This is a genomic window from Burkholderia sp. MR1-5-21 (assembly GCF_053427715.1).
The window spans coordinates 30,062-46,564 of record NZ_JBSAXD010000050.1 but is presented as its reverse complement, the minus strand read 5'-3'; the positions used below and the strand labels follow the sequence as shown (position 1 = coordinate 46,564).

Annotated in this window: 12 protein-coding genes; 6 read left to right on the top strand and 6 right to left on the bottom strand. The window is 67.1% G+C overall.

All coding sequences use genetic code 11. The annotated features are described in order from the left end of the window. The 6 genes from ACV229_RS38315 to ACV229_RS38290 all read left to right on the top strand — a co-directional run. A partial coding sequence (locus ACV229_RS38315) for a YadA family autotransporter adhesin (RefSeq protein ID WP_448088248.1) occupies positions 1-1,874 on the top strand: 1,874 nt, incomplete at its 5' end. Between the two features lie 139 nt (positions 1,875-2,013). Further along, complete coding sequence (locus tag ACV229_RS38310) at positions 2,014-2,691, top strand: OmpA family protein (RefSeq protein WP_448088247.1); 678 nt, start codon at positions 2,014-2,016, stop codon at positions 2,689-2,691. A gap of 409 nt (positions 2,692-3,100) precedes the next feature. Then, positions 3,101-4,246, top strand: coding sequence for a DUF2827 domain-containing protein (locus ACV229_RS38305; RefSeq protein WP_448088246.1), 1,146 nt, complete (start codon positions 3,101-3,103; stop codon positions 4,244-4,246). Between the two features lie 14 nt (positions 4,247-4,260). After that, the gene (locus tag ACV229_RS38300; RefSeq protein WP_448088245.1) at positions 4,261-5,415 is read left to right on the top strand and encodes a DUF2827 domain-containing protein; all 1,155 of its coding nucleotides are present in this window, start codon (positions 4,261-4,263) and stop codon (positions 5,413-5,415) included. Positions 5,416-5,444: 29 nt separating this feature from the next. After that, entirely contained in the window at positions 5,445-6,581 is a 1,137-nt protein-coding gene (locus ACV229_RS38295; RefSeq protein ID WP_448088244.1) for a DUF2827 family protein, read from the top strand. Between the two features lie 27 nt (positions 6,582-6,608). After that, the gene (locus ACV229_RS38290; RefSeq protein WP_448088243.1) at positions 6,609-8,573 is read left to right on the top strand and encodes an FkbM family methyltransferase; all 1,965 of its coding nucleotides are present in this window, start codon (positions 6,609-6,611) and stop codon (positions 8,571-8,573) included. Between the two features lie 73 nt (positions 8,574-8,646). Here ACV229_RS38290 and ACV229_RS38285 read toward each other — a convergent pair whose 3' ends face one another. From ACV229_RS38285 to ACV229_RS38260, 6 genes are all read right to left on the bottom strand, one after another. Beyond that, on the bottom strand, positions 8,647-9,030 hold the full coding sequence (locus tag ACV229_RS38285; RefSeq protein ID WP_448088242.1) for a hypothetical protein: 384 nt from the start codon (positions 9,028-9,030) through the stop codon (positions 8,647-8,649). Between the two features lie 145 nt (positions 9,031-9,175). After that, on the bottom strand, positions 9,176-9,976 hold the full coding sequence (locus tag ACV229_RS38280; protein ID WP_448088241.1) for an EAL domain-containing protein: 801 nt from the start codon (positions 9,974-9,976) through the stop codon (positions 9,176-9,178). A 785-nt stretch (positions 9,977-10,761) separates the two neighbouring features. Further along, on the bottom strand, positions 10,762-11,904 hold the full coding sequence (locus tag ACV229_RS38275; RefSeq protein ID WP_448088240.1) for a DUF2827 domain-containing protein: 1,143 nt from the start codon (positions 11,902-11,904) through the stop codon (positions 10,762-10,764). 142 nt (positions 11,905-12,046) lie between these two features. Beyond that, on the bottom strand, positions 12,047-14,044 hold the full coding sequence (locus ACV229_RS38270) for an acetyl-CoA carboxylase biotin carboxylase subunit (protein WP_448088239.1): 1,998 nt from the start codon (positions 14,042-14,044) through the stop codon (positions 12,047-12,049). A gap of 49 nt (positions 14,045-14,093) precedes the next feature. Beyond that, positions 14,094-14,879, bottom strand: coding sequence for an enoyl-CoA hydratase/isomerase family protein (locus ACV229_RS38265; RefSeq protein WP_448088238.1), 786 nt, complete (start codon positions 14,877-14,879; stop codon positions 14,094-14,096). A gap of 15 nt (positions 14,880-14,894) precedes the next feature. Then, positions 14,895-16,502, bottom strand: a complete 1,608-nt coding sequence (locus ACV229_RS38260; protein ID WP_448088237.1) for a carboxyl transferase domain-containing protein — start codon at positions 16,500-16,502, stop codon at positions 14,895-14,897. Between the last annotated feature and the right edge of the window lies 1 nt (position 16,503).

Sequence of the window (16,503 nt, the reverse complement as noted above, 5' to 3'; positions counted from 1 at the left end):
CCGGCCTCAGCTCGACCAACAGCTCGGTTGCATCCCTGTCGACGTCCACGTCGACCGGCCTGTCGTCGGCAACCAGCTCGATCTCGTCGCTGTCGACCTCCACGTCGACTGGCCTCTCGTCGGCAACCAGTTCGATCTCGTCGCTGTCCACCTCGACCTCGACCGGCATCAGCTCGCTGTCCACCGGCCTCAGCTCGACCAACAGCACGATCGTGTCGCTGTCCACGTCGACTTCGACCGGCATCGGTTCGCTGTCCACCGGCCTCAGCTCGACCAACAGCTCGGTGACGTCGCTGTCCACGTCGACTTCGACCGCGATCCAGGCCGCCAAGACGCACTACTACAGCGTCAACGACAACGGCACGCAGCAGGCCAACTACAACAACAACGGCGCAACCGGCGTCAACGCGATCGCCGCAGGCGTGAACGCCAGCGCGTCCGGCGCGAGCAGCGTCGCGGTCGGCGACGGCGCGAACGCGAACGCCAACGGTGCGGTCGCGATCGGCCAGAACGCGATGGCCACCGGCGGCAAGGCCGTGTCGATCGGCGTCGCGAACACCGCGAGCGGCGACGGCGCAGTCGCGATCGGCGACCCGAACGTCGCGACCGGCACCGGCGCGGTCGCGGCCGGCGCGAACAACACGGCAACCGGCAACGGCGCCCTCGCGCTCGGCAACGCAAACGTCGCAACGGGCACGGGTTCCGTGGCCCTCGGCAATACCGCGACGGCAGCCGGCGCCGGGTCGCTCGCGTTCGGCTCGAACGCCGTCGCGAACAACGTCAACGACGTCGCGCTCGGCACGGGCTCGGTCACGTCCGTCGCGAACCCGACGTCGAGCGCGACGATCGGCGGCGTCACGTACTTCTTCGCCGGCAGCACGCCGACGAGTGTCGTGAGCGTCGGTGCGCCGGGCGCGGAACGCCAGATCACCAACGTCGCCGCGGGCCGCGTGACGGCCACCAGCACGGACGCGATCAACGGCAGCCAGCTCAACGCGACGAACCAGGCCCTCAACAGCCTGTCGACGGCAACGTCGACGAGCATCTCGTCGCTGTCGACCGGCGTCGGCTCGCTGTCCACCGGCCTGAGTACTACGAACAGCACGGTGTCGTCGCTGTCGACGTCGACGTCGACGAGCATCAGCTCGCTGTCGACCACCATCAGCTCGACGAACAGCACCGTCACGTCGCTGTCCACGTCGACGTCGACCGGCCTCACGTCGCTGTCGACGGGCCTCAGCTCGACGAACAGCACCGTGGCTTCGCTGTCGACCGGCGTGACGACCATCAACAACCAGTTGAACCAGCTGTCGACGACGATCAACAACAACACGATCCGGTCGGTCAACACCAACGGCGTGGCCACCGACATGAACGGCACCGGCTCCGACCACCCGACCGTCACCGCCGGCTCGAACTCGGTGGCGATCGGCGCGAATTCGACCGACGGCGGCCGCTCGAACGTCGTGTCGGTCGGCAGCGACACGCAGCAGCGCCAGGTCGTCAACGTCGCGCCGGGAACGCAGGGCACCGATGCGGTCAACGTCAACCAGCTGAACGCGGTGTCGACGACGATGTCGACGGCGCTGTCGAACCAGCAGACGCAGATCAACAGCCTCGGCAACCAGCTGCAGCAAACCGACCAGATGGCGAAGCAGGGTATCGCGGCCGTCGGCGCGATGGCGTCGATCCCGCAGCTCGACCGCGACGCCAACTTCGGGATGGGGGTCGGCACGTCGACGTTCCTCGGCCAGAAGGCGATGGCGGTCAACATGCAGGCGCGGATCACCGAGAACCTGAAGGCGTCGATCAACGGCGGCTTCAGCGGCGGCCAGAGGGTGATCGGTGCGGGCGTGCTGTATCAGTGGAAGTAAAAGCGGAAGTCAGGCCCGCCGCGCGGTCCGGCTGCGTCGAAGCCGCCGGCCCCGCCGCGGGTACGAAAGGAAAACGGACCCCGTTCGCATTCCGCGCGGCGGGACTCCGACCGGTCACGAACATTTCCAGGTCACTATCGTGAACAAACTGCATCTTGCCCTCACGCTGTCCGTGATATCCCTGGCCGCATGCTCCAGCGCGTCCGGCCCGACGTTCAGCGCATCCGAACTGCAGCCGCGCGACGGTGTGCGCACGTACCAGGTCGACTGCCACGGGATCTTCTCGGGGCCGGATACCTGCATGAAGGCCGCACGGCGCATCTGCGGCGACCAGCCGGTGCGGACCGTCGATGCCGCGAAGGCGTTGCGCGACAACGCCGACCCGGCCACGCTGGTGTTTCAGTGCGGCACGCCGGCAGTCGCACAGCCGGAACCTGCATCGCCGCAAGCCGCCGCGGCAGTGCCTGCTCCCGTCGAGCACGTGAACCTCGCGGGCGACGCGCTGTTCGCGACGGGCCTCGCGACGCTCACGCCGAACGCGCGGTCGTCGCTCGACGCGCTGCTCGGCGCGCGGCAGGACACGACCTACACGCGCGTGACGGTCACGGGCTACACGGATTCCGTCGGCGGCGACGCCGCCAATCTCGCGCTGTCGCAGCGACGCGCGCAAGCCGTTGCAACCTATCTGAAAGCGCGCGGGCTGAAGGCCGGCACGTGGACGGTGACGGGACGCGGCAGCGCCGATCCGGTCGCCTCCAACGCGACGGCGGAAGGCCGCGCAAGCAACCGGCGCGTCGACATCTCGCTGCAGCATTGAGCTGGCGGCGGTCGTGCTTCGCATGCGCAGACGCTTCGGAATACGCACGACAGCCTCCCGCCCGGCCACACCGCGCGATGGCGATCCGGCAACGTTGCCCTGACCGATCGCCGCGCGCCACCGACGTGCCTGCGCCGGCCGTATCGATCAGTCCTGTCCCGACTCCACAAACCGGCGGTTTCCGTGCCACAATCGCCGCAAGCCGCCGGCCCGGCCGGATCCGCCGCGCGACGCATCGGCTCGCCGGCGCATCGCTCCCGATCCGGCCGCCGACGTCACGACGCACATCGCGCGTCGCGGCGGGCCGCGTCGGCACAGACGCACACGTGACAACCAACGGCACACCGGATCCGGGCTTCGCGGCACACTGCCGCCACCGGACAGCCGGCGCCGCAGAGGGATAAAGCTGGTGACGGACAACATTCAAGCCGCATCGCGCGGCGCCCGCAACGAACGGCCGGCCGTCGGCATCTCGCTGTTCGCGCGAGACGGCCAGGCGATCTGGGAAAACGGCATCCATCAGAACATCGCGTACCTCGCGATGATGCTGAAACAATCGGATCGCATTGGCCCGGTTTATTTCCTGAACGGCGGGGACGCGCACGCACTGCCGGCCGGCCTCGACCTCGACGGGCTCGACGTGCCGCTCGTGCAGCCGGGCGACGTCACGCACGAACTCGACGTCGTGATCGAAATGGGCGCACAGCTGCCGGTCGAATGGCTGAAGCACATGAAGGCGCTCGGCAAGAAGCGCATCGCGTGCTTCGTCGGCCATACCTACAGCGGCCTTACCGAAACGCCGATCTTCGACAAGCCGTCCGGGCACATCTTCAACGGCGCGCCGTTCGACGAAGTGTGGGTGCTCGAGAAATCGCAGACCATCGACGTGCCGCTGCTGCGCACGCTCACGCGCGCGCCGGTCCATACGATTCCGCACATCTGGTCGCCGTACTTCCTCGACCGGCGCATCGCCGCGCTCGCGAGCGAAGGCGTGACGTTCGGCTACCAGCCGGGCCGCGCCGCGTGGCGGCTCGCGACGCTCGAGCCGAACATCTCGGTCGTGAAAACCTGCCACTACCCGATGCTCGCGTGCGAGGAGCTTTACCGGGCCCGTCCGGAAGCGGTCGAGCACCTGTTCGTCGTCAATGCGATGCACCTGAAGGAGCACCCGACGTTCCTGCACTTCGCGAACAGCCTCGACCTCATTCGCGAGCACAAGGCGAGCTTCGAGCCGCGCATCGACCTGCCCGGCTTCATGGCGCGCCATGCGGATGCCGTCGTGTCCCACCACTGGGAAAATCCGCAGAACTACCTGTATTACGACGTGCTGTACGGCGGCTATCCGCTGATCCACAACTCGACGCTGCTCGGCGACGCCGGCTACTACTATCCGGACTTCGACGCGGCGGCCGGCGGCCGCGCGCTGCTCGACGCCTGGCAACACCACGACGCGCGGCTCGACGACTACCGCGCGAAAACCGACCGGCTGCTGAAGTCGGTCTCGATCGACAACCCCGCGAACCTGGACGCGTTCGTCGCGCGTCTGGTCGCCTGAACCGGAGAACACGCATGTCGGACTCCAATGCCCGTCAAGCGCCCGGCGCAGGCAAGCGTCTCGTCGTCGGCGTGTCGCTGCATGTGCGCGGCGCCGGCCAGTCGCTGTGGGAAAACGGGATCTTCCAGAACTGCCTGCTGCTGATCCTGCTGCTGCGCCAGTCGCCGCTCGTCGCGGAAGCGGTGATGGTGAACGGCGGCGAGCAGGTCGCCGATCCGCAGATGATGCTCGGCGAATGGAACGTGCCGCTGCTGTCGATGGACGAAGCGATGCAGCGCTGCGACGTGCTGATCGAGATGAGCGCGCAGTTCAGCGCGGACTATCTGCGCGCATTCCGCGAACGCGGCGGCAAGGTCGCGACGATGCGGGTCGGCAACGACTACGTGATCGACATCGAGCGCGCGATGTTCAACAAGCCGTCGGGTTTCCTGTTCTCCGGCGCGCCGTACGACGCGGTGTGGACGATTCCGGAATTCGAGCGCTCGTGCCTGCATTACTACCAGACGGGCCTGCGCGCGCCGGTGACGATCGTGCCGCACATCTGGCACCCGATGCTGTTCGACAAGGCGCGCGCGACGCTCGGGCCCGGCCTGTCGTTCGGCTACCAGCCCGGCAAGCCGCGCTGGCGCGTGACGATGTTCGAGCCGAACATCTGCATGGTGAAGACGAGCATCATCCCGATGCTCGTGGCCGAAGAGGCGTATCGCGCGCAGCCGGATTTCCTCGAAATCGTGCGCGTGTGCAACACGGTGCACCTGAAGGACCACACGACGTTCGTCCACTTCGCGAAAAGCCTCGACATCGTCGATCACGGGCTCACGACGTTCGAAAGCCGTTACGCGGTGTACGAGTTCATGGCCGTGTATGGCGACGCGGTGGTGTCGCACACGTGGGAAAACGCGCAGAACTACCTGTATTACGAGCTGCTGTACGGCGACTATCCGCTGATCCACAACTCGCCGTTCCTCGGCAAGGCCGGGTATTTCTATCCGGACTTCGATTGCCAGGCGGGCGGCCGCGCGTTGCTGAAGGCGTTCGCCGAGCATGACGCGAACCTCGACGCGTACCGCGAGCGGTCGTTGCACGTGCTCGATTCGGTCAGCATCTATAACCCGGACAACGTCGCCGCCTATACGGACGCGATCGCGGCGCTCTACCGGACCGCGTGACACACAGCCGCCGCCGACGGGGAGCCGCCATGAAAATCAATGTCGCCATCACGATGAACGTGCAGCGCGACGCGACGCAGTCGATCTGGTACAACGGCGCGAACCAGCACTGCGTGTACCTGGCGATGCTGCTGAAGCAGTCGCCGTTCGTCGGCGACGTCTGGCTCGTGCATGACGACGGCGTGACCGCGTACCCGGAAGCGCTGATGATGAACGGATTCCGCGACGCGCTGCGGCCGCTGTCGTCGATCGTCCACCAGACCGACCTGCTGATCGAGATGAACGCGTTCATCCATCCGACCCACGCGGACGCGGTCCGCCAGCGCGGCGGGAAATGTGTGTCCTACCGCTTCGGGAATGACTACGTGATCGCAGTCGAGACGATCAACTTCGGGCAGAACGACTGGCGCCCCAATCCGCACCGCGTGCAGTTCGACGAGATCTGGACCAATCCGCAGCACGCGCACACCTGCGCGGCCTATTTCCAGGCGGTTTATCGCGCACCGGTGTTCGTGCTGCCGCACATCTGGTCGCCGTACTTCATCGACCGGAGCCTCGACGCCGCCCCCGAGCTGAAGGCACGCTTCGGCTACCGCAATCACGGCCCCGCGAAGCGGATCGCGTTCTTCGAGCCGAACCTCAACGTCGTGAAAAGCGCGGTCGTGCCGATGCTCGCGGCGAATGCCTGCTACGTCGCGCATCCGGAGCTCGTCGAACACGTGTACATGACCAACACCTTCGACAAGAAGGAGAACGTCGCCTTCAAGCATCTCGCGCTCGGCCTCGAAATGGTCCGCGACGGCAAGGCGACGGCGGACGTGCGCGCGCCGTTCGTCGCGTGGGCCGCGCATCACACCGACATCGTCGTGTCGCACCATTGGGAAAACGGCCTCAACTACCTGCTTTACGACGCGCTGTACGGCAACTATCCGCTCGTCCACAACTCGCCGTTCCTGCGCGACGTCGGGTACTACTACGCGGACTTCGACATCTTCGACGCGGCACGCGCGATCGCGATGGCCGCGCAAACGCACGACGCGCGGCTCGACGAGTACGCGCACGCGGCCCGCCGGTTCCTCGCCGGCGTCGATGCGCTCGCGGAGCCGAACGTGCGCGCCCATTCCGAACGGATCCAGGCGCTGTTCGGCGGCCGATCGCTCGGCTGATTCCCTCGACGCGACCCTCCCCTGCCCATGAATACGCCCATCCGCAATTTCGTGGTGATCGACTCGGTGTACGGCCCGTTCATCATTAACCGGCACTGCCAATTTCAGGCCGAAGCGCTGATCAAGACAGGCCGCCCGCATATCCAGGCCGAGCTGGACACGATCATGCAGGTGGTCGACCAGCTTCCCGACGATTGCATCGCGGTGGACGGCGGCGCAAACGCGGGGCTCGTGTGCGTGCCGATCGCGCAGCGCCTGCGCGCGCGCGGCGGCCAGGTCCATGCATTCGAGCCGCAGCGCACGCTCTATCGCGCGCTGTGCGGCACCGCCGCGCTCAACGACCTCGACAACCTGCATCTGCTGAACATGGGCCTCGCGAGCCGCAACGGCACGATGCGGGTGCCCGACATCGACTACGGACAGGATGCCGACTTCGGCACCGTGTCGCTCGTGTCGGACAGTGAATCGGGCGGGACGCCGACGCCGGTCGTGACGCTCGATTCGCTCGGCCTGCCGCGGCTGGATTTCCTGAAGCTCGATATCGAAGGGATGGAGATCGACGCGCTGCGCGGCGCGCGACGGCTGATCGAAGCGCACGCGCCGTGGTGCTGGATCGAGTACTGGAAAACCGGCGACGCAGCGATCATTGCCGAGTTCGACGGCCTCGACTACACGTTCTACCGGATGGATGCGCTGAACCTGCTGTGCGTGCCGAACGCGCGCTGGGACCGGCAGCGTCTCGTCATCACCGGCGAGCCGATCGAGCGCACCGCGCCCGTCGACAGCCGCGCACACGAAATCGCCGAGGCCGACGCGCCGGAGACGAACTGGAACCGCGCGCTGGAGCACGAAGCGCGCTGCGAGTGGGGACAGGCGATCGCGCACTGGCGGCAGGCGCTCGGCCGCGGGCTCGGCGACGACGATATCGCGATCCAGCTCGCTCACTGTTTCTGCCATGCCGACCAGCCGAACGCGGGGCTCGCGGCGCTCGACCGCTTCGGCGACACGGCCGCGCTGCCCGACGCGTTGCGCGGCCGGGTCGAACTCGCCCGCTCGGCGCTGCTGCTGCGCGCCGACCGGCGCGACGAGGCGGCCGTTGCATCGATCGCGAGCGAGAACGCGCTCACGACCGCGCAATTCGGACTGCCGCCGCAGCGGCTGTATCAGGGCCAGCCGCTGCGCGGCAAGCGCCTGCTGGTCATCAGCTACGGCGGCATCGGCGACCAGATCCAGTACGCACGCTACCTGCATGCGCTCGCCGCGCAGGGTTGCGCCGGCGTGACCGTCGTCGTGCCGCACGCGGTGACGGTGCTGCTGCAACACACGTTCCCGCACATCGAATTCGTGGCGGCGCACGGCGCGTGGCACGACATGTCGCAGATTCAGTACGACTACTGGTGTTCGTTCCTGATGCTCGCGGCGCTGTTCCGCTTCGCGCCCGTGCCGTCCGGGCTGCCGGACGGCGCGTATCTGCAGTGCCCGCCCGAGCGCACCGCCGCGTGGCGCGACTGGGTCGCGCGCGACGCGGACCCGTCCGGCATCCGGCGCATCGGCATCAACTGGCGCGGCCGCGACGAAAGCGATGCGCGCTTTCATCGTGCGGCCAGCCTGCGCGACTTCGCGCCGCTCGCGCGCCTGCGCGGCCATGCCGCTTACTGCATCAACCGCGATCTGTCCGCACAGAGCGAGCAGTCGGATCTGCCCGTCGTGTTCCCGCACCAGCGCATCGGCGATTTCAGCGATCTGGCCGCGCTGATCCTCGCGATGGACGTGATCGTAACCACCTGCACCGCGCACGTGCATCTCGCGGGCGCGCTGGGCAAGCCGGCCGTCCTGCTGCTCAGCCCGAAACCCGATCCGCGCTGGGGCAGCGGCGCGCGCACCGCGCTCTATCCGCGCGTGCACATCGTGCGCGCCGCGCGCATAGGCCAATGGGACGACGCGATCGACCAGGCGATCACGCTCGTACTGACCGAAGCCGGACAACGCTGAACCGCTCGGCGACAACCGGCCGGTCACCGCGACCACGCATGCCAGACTCGCGCCGCACGACGCGGCGCAACGGCTACATCGTGACCAGGCGCCCGCACGTCTCCATGAACGCGTGACCGTGCCGCCGTCCCGCGCGCACCAGCGACGCGAAGATGCGTCGCGGCGCACGGCCGACACGCGCGCCGCTCGCATGCATCCGATATTCGACGCTGCCGAGCACGCCGCATGCGATCGCGGAATGCGGCCCGTACACGCCCATCGCAATGCCTGCGCAATAGTATCGGGCCGCCAGTTCGCGCCCCGTGCAATCGAGCGCGCCCATCGCCGCGATACGGCGCGCGACCGCGTACAGTCCGTCTACGCACCGCGCCACCTCGGCCTGCTCGCGGGCCGAACCGCGCGCCAGACGGCGAAGCATGACCTCGATGTCGCCGATTGCGGCCAGTTCATCGGGCATCGCCAACTTGCTGTTTCGATCCACGGCCTTTGCGCCCCTCATGATGTCGACGTCCCGCATGGCCGATACCGCCGTGGCCGCGCGTCGACGACGGCGGCGAACGACCGGCCCTTCGCCGCCGGCCGTTCGCGCCGCGCGGCCCGCATCACGCAATGTGCGGTTGCCACGGAAAGTAATTCCCCTGCGCCCACGACACGCCGACGTCGGCGATCATCTGCCGGTCGAGCTCGCTCTCGACGCCCTCGACGACGACGTGCCGCGCATTCTCGAGCGCGAACGCGACGAGCCGGCGCAACTGATACCGGCCGATCGCGTTGTGCTTGAGCATCGGCAGGATCGACCTGTCCATCTTCACGATGTCGGGATTGCCGACCACGAGATTGTTCAGCGCGCTGTAGCCGACGCCGAAATCGTCGATCGCGATCCGGCACCCTGTCTGCCGAAAGCGCCGGACGAACGACCGGCCGAACACCGGGCTCAGCGGCACGGTTTCGGTGATCTCGATCACGAGCCGCGCCGCGACCGACGGTTCCCGGTCGAGGCTGTCGAAGACAGCCTGCCAGCGCACATCGTCCACTGCGCTCGACGCAGCGACGTTACAGCCGTAAATGGCGTCCGGATCGCGGCTCAAGCGTTCGATCGTCCTGCGGACGACGAGCTGGTCGAACCAGCACATCAACCCCATCGACTCGAGACGCGGCAGGAACGCGGCGGGGCGCAGCACCGTGTGCTCTCCGCAGACGAGCCGCGCGAGACATTCCTGATAGAGCACGCCACCCGACAGGTCGGTTCTACACACGGGCTCGCGCGCGAACGCGAGCCGGCTTTCGATGAAGTCGTACACCGAAGCGACGTCGGAACGATCGCCGGCCGCGTCGAACCACGGCGCGAGGTCGTCGCATGGCGTTTTCATGTTCGCGTGATGGGAACCATCGACCGCACTCATCCCGGCGCTCCGGCAATTGACGAGCCGCGGCAGGCGGCTCAATCGTCATAACAAACAACAGGAATCAAAGAATACGAATTCCTGGATTTACATCAAAATCCGGCTGCAAATTCATCCTGCATTAAACCGAAATACCGCGACGCCAATTCTAGATTCTTATCTTCAAATGTTTTGTCAACGATATTCAAATCCTGAAAGCCAGTCACATATATTCGAATGGAACTGTTCGATGGATTACACAACTCGCATGCAGAACCGGTGTTAATGAACGCCTCGGCCGCGCGAATTTGATCAGACGAATTCATGCGAAAAAAATGGCCGCCAACCGGGTACGCTGGCGGCCTCAAGACCGTGGATACTGCATGACAGAGTAGCCGAACGAATTCGACCACTCGAGGCTCATTCTAAGCGCGCGCCAGCCGGACGACTGTCAACGCTTGTCAAACGCGCCAGATCATCCGATGCAGACAATGCGAGCAGCACTCGCGACTCATTCATCTCGACGCTCAATCCGGTGTAAATCGACGTATTGCCAACAGCCGCTAACTACGAACCGGAATATCGGAGAGTCTAAAAATCAAATCCGTCAAAAAAATCAAAACAACTGACTGTTTTTAACAATCTTTCAAGTTAGTTAACAATAAAATTAATTTCGACGGGTCTCTCAGGATCTGTCAGATTCGTGCCTTGAAAACCGCCGAATGCATGTCGTTCGGCGGTTTCTTTTTTATTCAAACAGACAATTGAATATCAGGCCGTCTTCTCATCGCGCGATGCGCCGGTTCTTACCCGGCCGAGCCGCCGACCAGCTGCGCGAGCAGCGCGTCGTATTCGGCGACGAGCGCCGGATTCGCCGACGTATAGCGCCGCAGGATCTCGCGCTGGCGCCGCGCATAGCCTTCCCAGTCGTCGTCATGCATGCGCAGCGCGTGCAGCAGTCGATCCGCGCCCTGCTGCACGTCGTTGTCCGGATAGTAGTAGCCGAGATCGGGCGCGAGGCTCGCGTTGTGCACGAGCGGATAGCCTTGCCAGCACACGTCGAAGTAGAAGTAGTTGAGCGGGTTCGCCCATTGATGCGACACGACGACGTCGGTCAGTTCCGCGAGGAACACGGGCGTGTCGAAGCGCCCGACGAAACTCGCCTTGCCCGCCCGCACGATTTCCAGGTAGTTCATCAGCATCACGAACTCCTGGCTCTCGTGCGCGAGGCGATCGGCGTTCGTCACGTGCGTGAACGCGATCGCGTCGGGCTCCCGGCGAAACGCCTCGTCGATGATCAGCAGCGGATACACGCAGAACTTCACGACGTTGTGGTTCGGCTCCATCACGGTCAGCCGCTTCGCGCTCGTGCCGCTCGGCCGGTATTCGCCATGCCCGGGCAGCGTGCGCGCGCGCTCCGTCAGGAACATCGGATCCCAGACGAACGGCACGACGCGCCCCGGACAGCGGCGCAGCGACTGCAGGAACGGCAACGACGACGGCGCGATCTGCGGAATCGCCCACACCTCGTCGTAGCCGCGGTTGATGAAGAGCGAATCCCACAGCCGCCGGCCGAACAGCATCGATTCCATCGCGTTGATGTATTCGACGCCGCAGCAATAGCTGACGATCTTCGCGCCGCGCGCCTTCAGGTACGCGGTCTGCTCCGCGTCGATCTGCCCGCCGAGTTCGATCACCACGTCGAGCGCATCCTTCGCATCCGCGAACGCACGCGTGTCGTAGACGGTGCGATCCCACGGCAGCGCGTCGGTCAGCGGCACGTCGGTGGTGTTGACGAGCGTCACGCGATAGCGGTGCGCCGACGCCATCAGCAGCTTCGCGAGAAACAGCGCGTTCTGCTTGATGCCATTGATCCACAGGCTTTCGTCGGGCGCGCGCAGGCCGATCGTGATGCCGATGCGCAGGCCGTTCAGGTCAGGGGACGTCATCGTCGGCGGGGATGGGATGTTGGATGGTGGCAGTGTAGCGCGCGGGCGCGCGCAAGCCCACCAGTCTAGCGGACTCCCCGCCGCCGGACTGTCAGGGATGGTCAGGACCCGCGCCGACCGGCGACGAGCCCCGACGTGCTGCTCAAGCCTCGGCCATCACGAGCAGTTGCGCGCCGTCGGCCACCTGGTCGCCGACGCCGTACAGCACTTCCGCGACGACGCCCGCGGCCGGCGCGCCGATCGTGTGCTCCATCTTCATCGCTTCCATCACGATCAGCGGCGTGCCCGGCTCGACGGCCTGCCCGGCCTCGACCAGCACCGCGATCACCTTGCCCGGCATCGGCGCGGTCAGGCGCCCGCCGCCGTGCTCGGCGTCGCCCGCGTGCGCGAGCAGGTTGCGCCACTCGAACGACTCGGACACGCCCTGCGTGAACACGTGGAACGTGTCGCCGTCCGCGTACACGCGGCCGCTGCTGCGCACGCCGTCGAGCGTCACGTCGAAATCGAGCGGCGTCGCGCCGCGCGTCCACGCGAACGGCTGCGCGGGCGCATCGCCGATCGCGAATCGCTTGCCGGCCGCGTCGTCATCGACGGTCACGGTGAGATCCGACTCGCGATCGATCGCACGCCATTCGAGCGTGCGGCGGAAGCCCGCGTTCAGCCGCCAGTTCGACAGCGCCGCCCACGGCGAACCTTCGCCCGCGAGTTCATCGCGCTCCCGCGCGCGCAACGCCGCACAGGCGAGCGCGAGCGCCGCGCGCGGCGGTTGCTGCGGCGCGAACAGCGCGTCGTGGTTGCGCTCGATCAGCCCCGTATCGAGATCGGCCGTCGCGAACGGCTCGCACGCGACGATCCGCTGCAGGAACGCGGCGTTCGTATGAAGACCCACCACCTCGCATTCGCGCAGCGCGCGCATCATCCGGCCGAGCGCTTCCTCGCGATCCGCGCCGTGCACGATCAGCTTCGCGATCATCGGATCGTAGAACGGCGTGATCGCGTCGCCCTCGCGCACGCCGCTGTCGACGCGCACCGGCGCGCCGATCGCGAACTCGACGCCTTCGGGCAGGCGCAGGTGCTTCAGCGTGCCGGTCGACGGCAGGAAACCGCGCGCGGGGTTTTCCGCGTAGAGACGCGCCTCGATCGCATGCCCGGTCACGCGCAATTGATCCTGCTTCAGCGGCAGCGGCTCGCCCGACGCGACACGCAGTTGCCACTCGACGAGATCGAGGCCCGTGACCATCTCGGTGACCGGGTGCTCGACCTGCAGGCGCGTGTTCATCTCCATGAAGTAGAACGCGTCGCCCGTCATGATGAACTCGACGGTGCCCGCGCCGACATAGCCGACCGCGCGCGCGGCCGCGACCGCCGCTTCGCCCATCGCGTGCCGCACTTCGTCCGGCAGGCCCGGCGCCGGCGCTTCCTCGAGCACCTTCTGGTGACGGCGCTGCACCGAGCAATCGCGGTCGAACAGGTAGACGGTATTGCCGTGCGTGTCGCCGAACACCTGCACTTCGACGTGACGCGGGCGCGTCAGGTATTTCTCGATCAGCACGCGGTCGTTGCCGAAGCTGCTCGCCGCTTCGCGCTGGCACGATGCGAGCGCCGCGGGAAAATCGTCCGAACGCTCGACGACGCGCATCCCCTTGCCGCCGCCGCCCGCGCTCGCCTTCAGCAGCACCGGGTAGCCGATCGCGTCGGCCTCGCGGTGCAGCAGCGCGGCGTCCTGCTCGTCGCCGTGGTAGCCGGGCACGAGCGGCACCGCGGCCGCGTGCATCAGCGCCTTCGCGGCGGCCTTCGAGCCCATCGCGGCGATCGCGTCGACCGGCGGCCCGATGAACACGATGCCGGCCTTCTCGCACGCGTGCGCGAAATCCTCGTTCTCGGACAGGAACCCGTAGCCGGGGTGGATCGCCTGCGCGCCGGTCGCGCGCGCGGCGTCGATGATGCGCTCGATGCGCAGGTAGCTGTCGGCGACCGCCGATCCGCCGATATGCACGGCCTCGTCGCACGCGGCGACGTGCTTCGCGTGCGCGTCCGCGTCGGAATAGACGGCGACGCTCGCGATCCCGAGACGTTTGCACGTCGCGGCGACCCGGCAGGCGATTTCGCCACGGTTGGCGATCAGAATCTTGTCGAACATGGCTTCGATATCGTCCGGTAAGAGATGGGGTTCACGCTTCGCGCGGCGGTCACGCCCGCCATGACGGCGTGCGCTTCTCCAGGAATGCGGCGATGCCCTCGCGCGCTTCCGCGCCGGCGCGGGTCCGCGCGATCCAGTCGGCGGTCTGGTCGATCAGCGCCGCGTCGAGCGGACGGCCCGCGACGTCGGCGACGAGCCGCTTGCACGCACGCACCGCGTCCGGCCCGTTCGCGACGAGCGTCGCGGCCAGCTTGTCGACCGTCTCGCCGAGCGCGTCGGCCGGCACCGCGTCGTGAATGAAGCCGAGCGACGCCGCGCGCGCGCTGTCGAACACTTCCGCGGTCGTGAAGTAGCGCCGCGCCGCACGCTCGCCCATCGCGCGCACGACATACGGCGCGATCGTCGCCGGGATCAGCCCGAGGCGCGCTTCGGACAGGCAGAACTTCGCGCCGTCCGCCGCGATCGCGATGTCGGCGGCGGCGACGAGGCCGACGCCGCCCGCATACGCGTCGCCATGCACGCGCGCGATCACCGGCTTGCCGCAGCGGTGGATCGCCTCGAGCATCCGCGCGAGCTTGCGCGCATCGGCACGGTTCTCGTCGTCCGAGTAGCCGGCCATCTTCTTCATCCAGTTCAGGTCCGCGCCCGCGCAGAACGCGGGGCCTTCGGCCGCGAGCACCACCGTGCGCACGCCTTCGTGCGCATCGAGCCATTCGAACGCGGTCGTCAGCTCGGCGATCATCGTCTCGTTGAACGCGTTGCGCACGTCGGGGCGCGCGAGCGTGACAGTCGCGACGCGGTTGGCTTCGCTGACCTTGATGGTTTCGTATCGCATCGTCCGCTCTCCTGGTTACATCCGGAACACGCCGAAACGCGTGTCGTCGATCGGCGCGTTCATCGACGCGGCGAGCCCGAGGCCGAGCACGTCGCGCGTCTGCGCGGGATCGATCACGCCGTCGTCCCACAGCCGCGCGCTCGCGTAGTACGGATGCCCCTGGCGCTCGTACTGGTCGCGGATCGGCTGCTTGAATGCCTCTTCCTCTTCAGGCGACCACGCGCCGCCCTTCGCCTCGATGCCGTCGCGGCGCACCGTCGCGAGCACCGACGCGGCCTGCTCACCGCCCATCACCGAGATCCGCGCATTCGGCCACATCCACAGGAAGCGCGGCCCGAACGCGCGGCCGCACATCCCGTAGTTGCCGGCGCCGAACGAGCCGCCGATGATCACCGTGAACTTCGGCACCTTCGCGTTCGACACGGCCGTCACCATCTTCGCGCCGTGCCGCGCGATGCCTTCGTTCTCGTACTTGCGGCCGACCATGAAGCCCGTGATGTTCTGCAGGAACACGAGCGGGATCTTGCGCTGGCAGCACAGCTCGATGAAGTGCGCGCCCTTCACGGCCGATTCCGAGAACAGGATGCCGTTGTTCGCGATGATCCCGACCGGGTGGCCCCAGATGTGCGCGAAACCCGTGACGAGCGTCGTGCCGTAGCGCGCCTTGAATTCGTCGAATTCGGAATCGTCGACGATGCGCGCGATCACCTCGCGCACGTCGAACGGCTTGCGCGTATCGGCCGGGATCACGCCGTACAGGCTCTGCGCGTCGTAGCGCGGCGGCTTCGCGTCGCGCAGCGTCACCGGCGTCGCGATCTTCGGCGCGAGATGGTCGACGATGTTGCGCGCGATCGACAGCGCATGCGCGTCGTTCTGCGCGAGATGGTCGGCCACGCCGGACAGGCGCGTATGCACGTCGCCGCCGCCGAGATCCTCGGCGCTCACTTCCTCGCCGGTCGCCGCTTTCACGAGCGGCGGCCCGCCGAGGAAAATCGTGCCCTGGTTCTTCACGATGATCGACTCGTCGCTCATCGCCGGCACGTACGCGCCGCCCGCGGTGCACGAGCCCATCACGACCGCGATCTGCGCGATCCCCGCGGCCGACAGCGTCGCCTGGTTGTAGAAGATGCGGCCGAAGTGGTCGCGATCGGGGAACACGTCGTCCTGGTTCGGCAGGTTCGCGCCGCCCGAATCGACGAGGTACACGCACGGCAGCCGGTTTTCCGCGGCGATCTCCTGCGCGCGCACGTGCTTCTTCACCGTGACCGGGTAGTAGGTGCCGCCCTTGACCGTCGCGTCGTTGCAGACGATCACGCATTCGCGGCCCGCGATCCGGCCGATGCCGGTGATGATGCCCGCGCCCGGCGCGTCGTCGTTGTACATGCCGTTCGCCGCGAGCTGCGACAGCTCGAGGAACGGCGTGCCCGGGTCGAGCAGCTGCATGATGCGATCGCGCGGCAGCAGCTTGCCGCGCGACAGGTGCTTGTCGCGCGCGGCCGCGCCGCCGCCCTGCGCGAGCTGTTCGATCTTCGCGCGCAGGTCGGCGACGACCGCCGCGAGCGCCGCGGCGTTCGCGCGAAATTCTTCCGAACGCGGGTTCAGTTTGGATTCGATGATCGGCATC

Excerpts from the sequence above, each read along its gene's own strand:
- ACV229_RS38300 (WP_448088245.1), top strand. The coding sequence starts at position 4,261 with ATGTCGGACTCCAATGCCCGTCAAGCGCCCGGCGCAGGCAAGCGTCTC.
- ACV229_RS38295 (WP_448088244.1), top strand. The coding sequence starts at position 5,445 with ATGAAAATCAATGTCGCCATCACGATGAACGTGCAGCGCGACGCGACG.
- ACV229_RS38290 (WP_448088243.1), top strand. The coding sequence starts at position 6,609 with ATGAATACGCCCATCCGCAATTTCGTGGTGATCGACTCGGTGTACGGC.
- ACV229_RS38285 (WP_448088242.1), bottom strand. The coding sequence starts at position 9,030 with ATGCCCGATGAACTGGCCGCAATCGGCGACATCGAGGTCATGCTTCGC.
- ACV229_RS38280 (WP_448088241.1), bottom strand. The coding sequence starts at position 9,976 with ATGAGTGCGGTCGATGGTTCCCATCACGCGAACATGAAAACGCCATGC.
- ACV229_RS38275 (WP_448088240.1), bottom strand. The coding sequence starts at position 11,904 with ATGACGTCCCCTGACCTGAACGGCCTGCGCATCGGCATCACGATCGGC.
- ACV229_RS38270 (WP_448088239.1), bottom strand. The coding sequence starts at position 14,044 with ATGTTCGACAAGATTCTGATCGCCAACCGTGGCGAAATCGCCTGCCGG.
- ACV229_RS38265 (WP_448088238.1), bottom strand. The coding sequence starts at position 14,879 with ATGCGATACGAAACCATCAAGGTCAGCGAAGCCAACCGCGTCGCGACT.
- ACV229_RS38260 (WP_448088237.1), bottom strand. The coding sequence starts at position 16,502 with ATGCCGATCATCGAATCCAAACTGAACCCGCGTTCGGAAGAATTTCGC.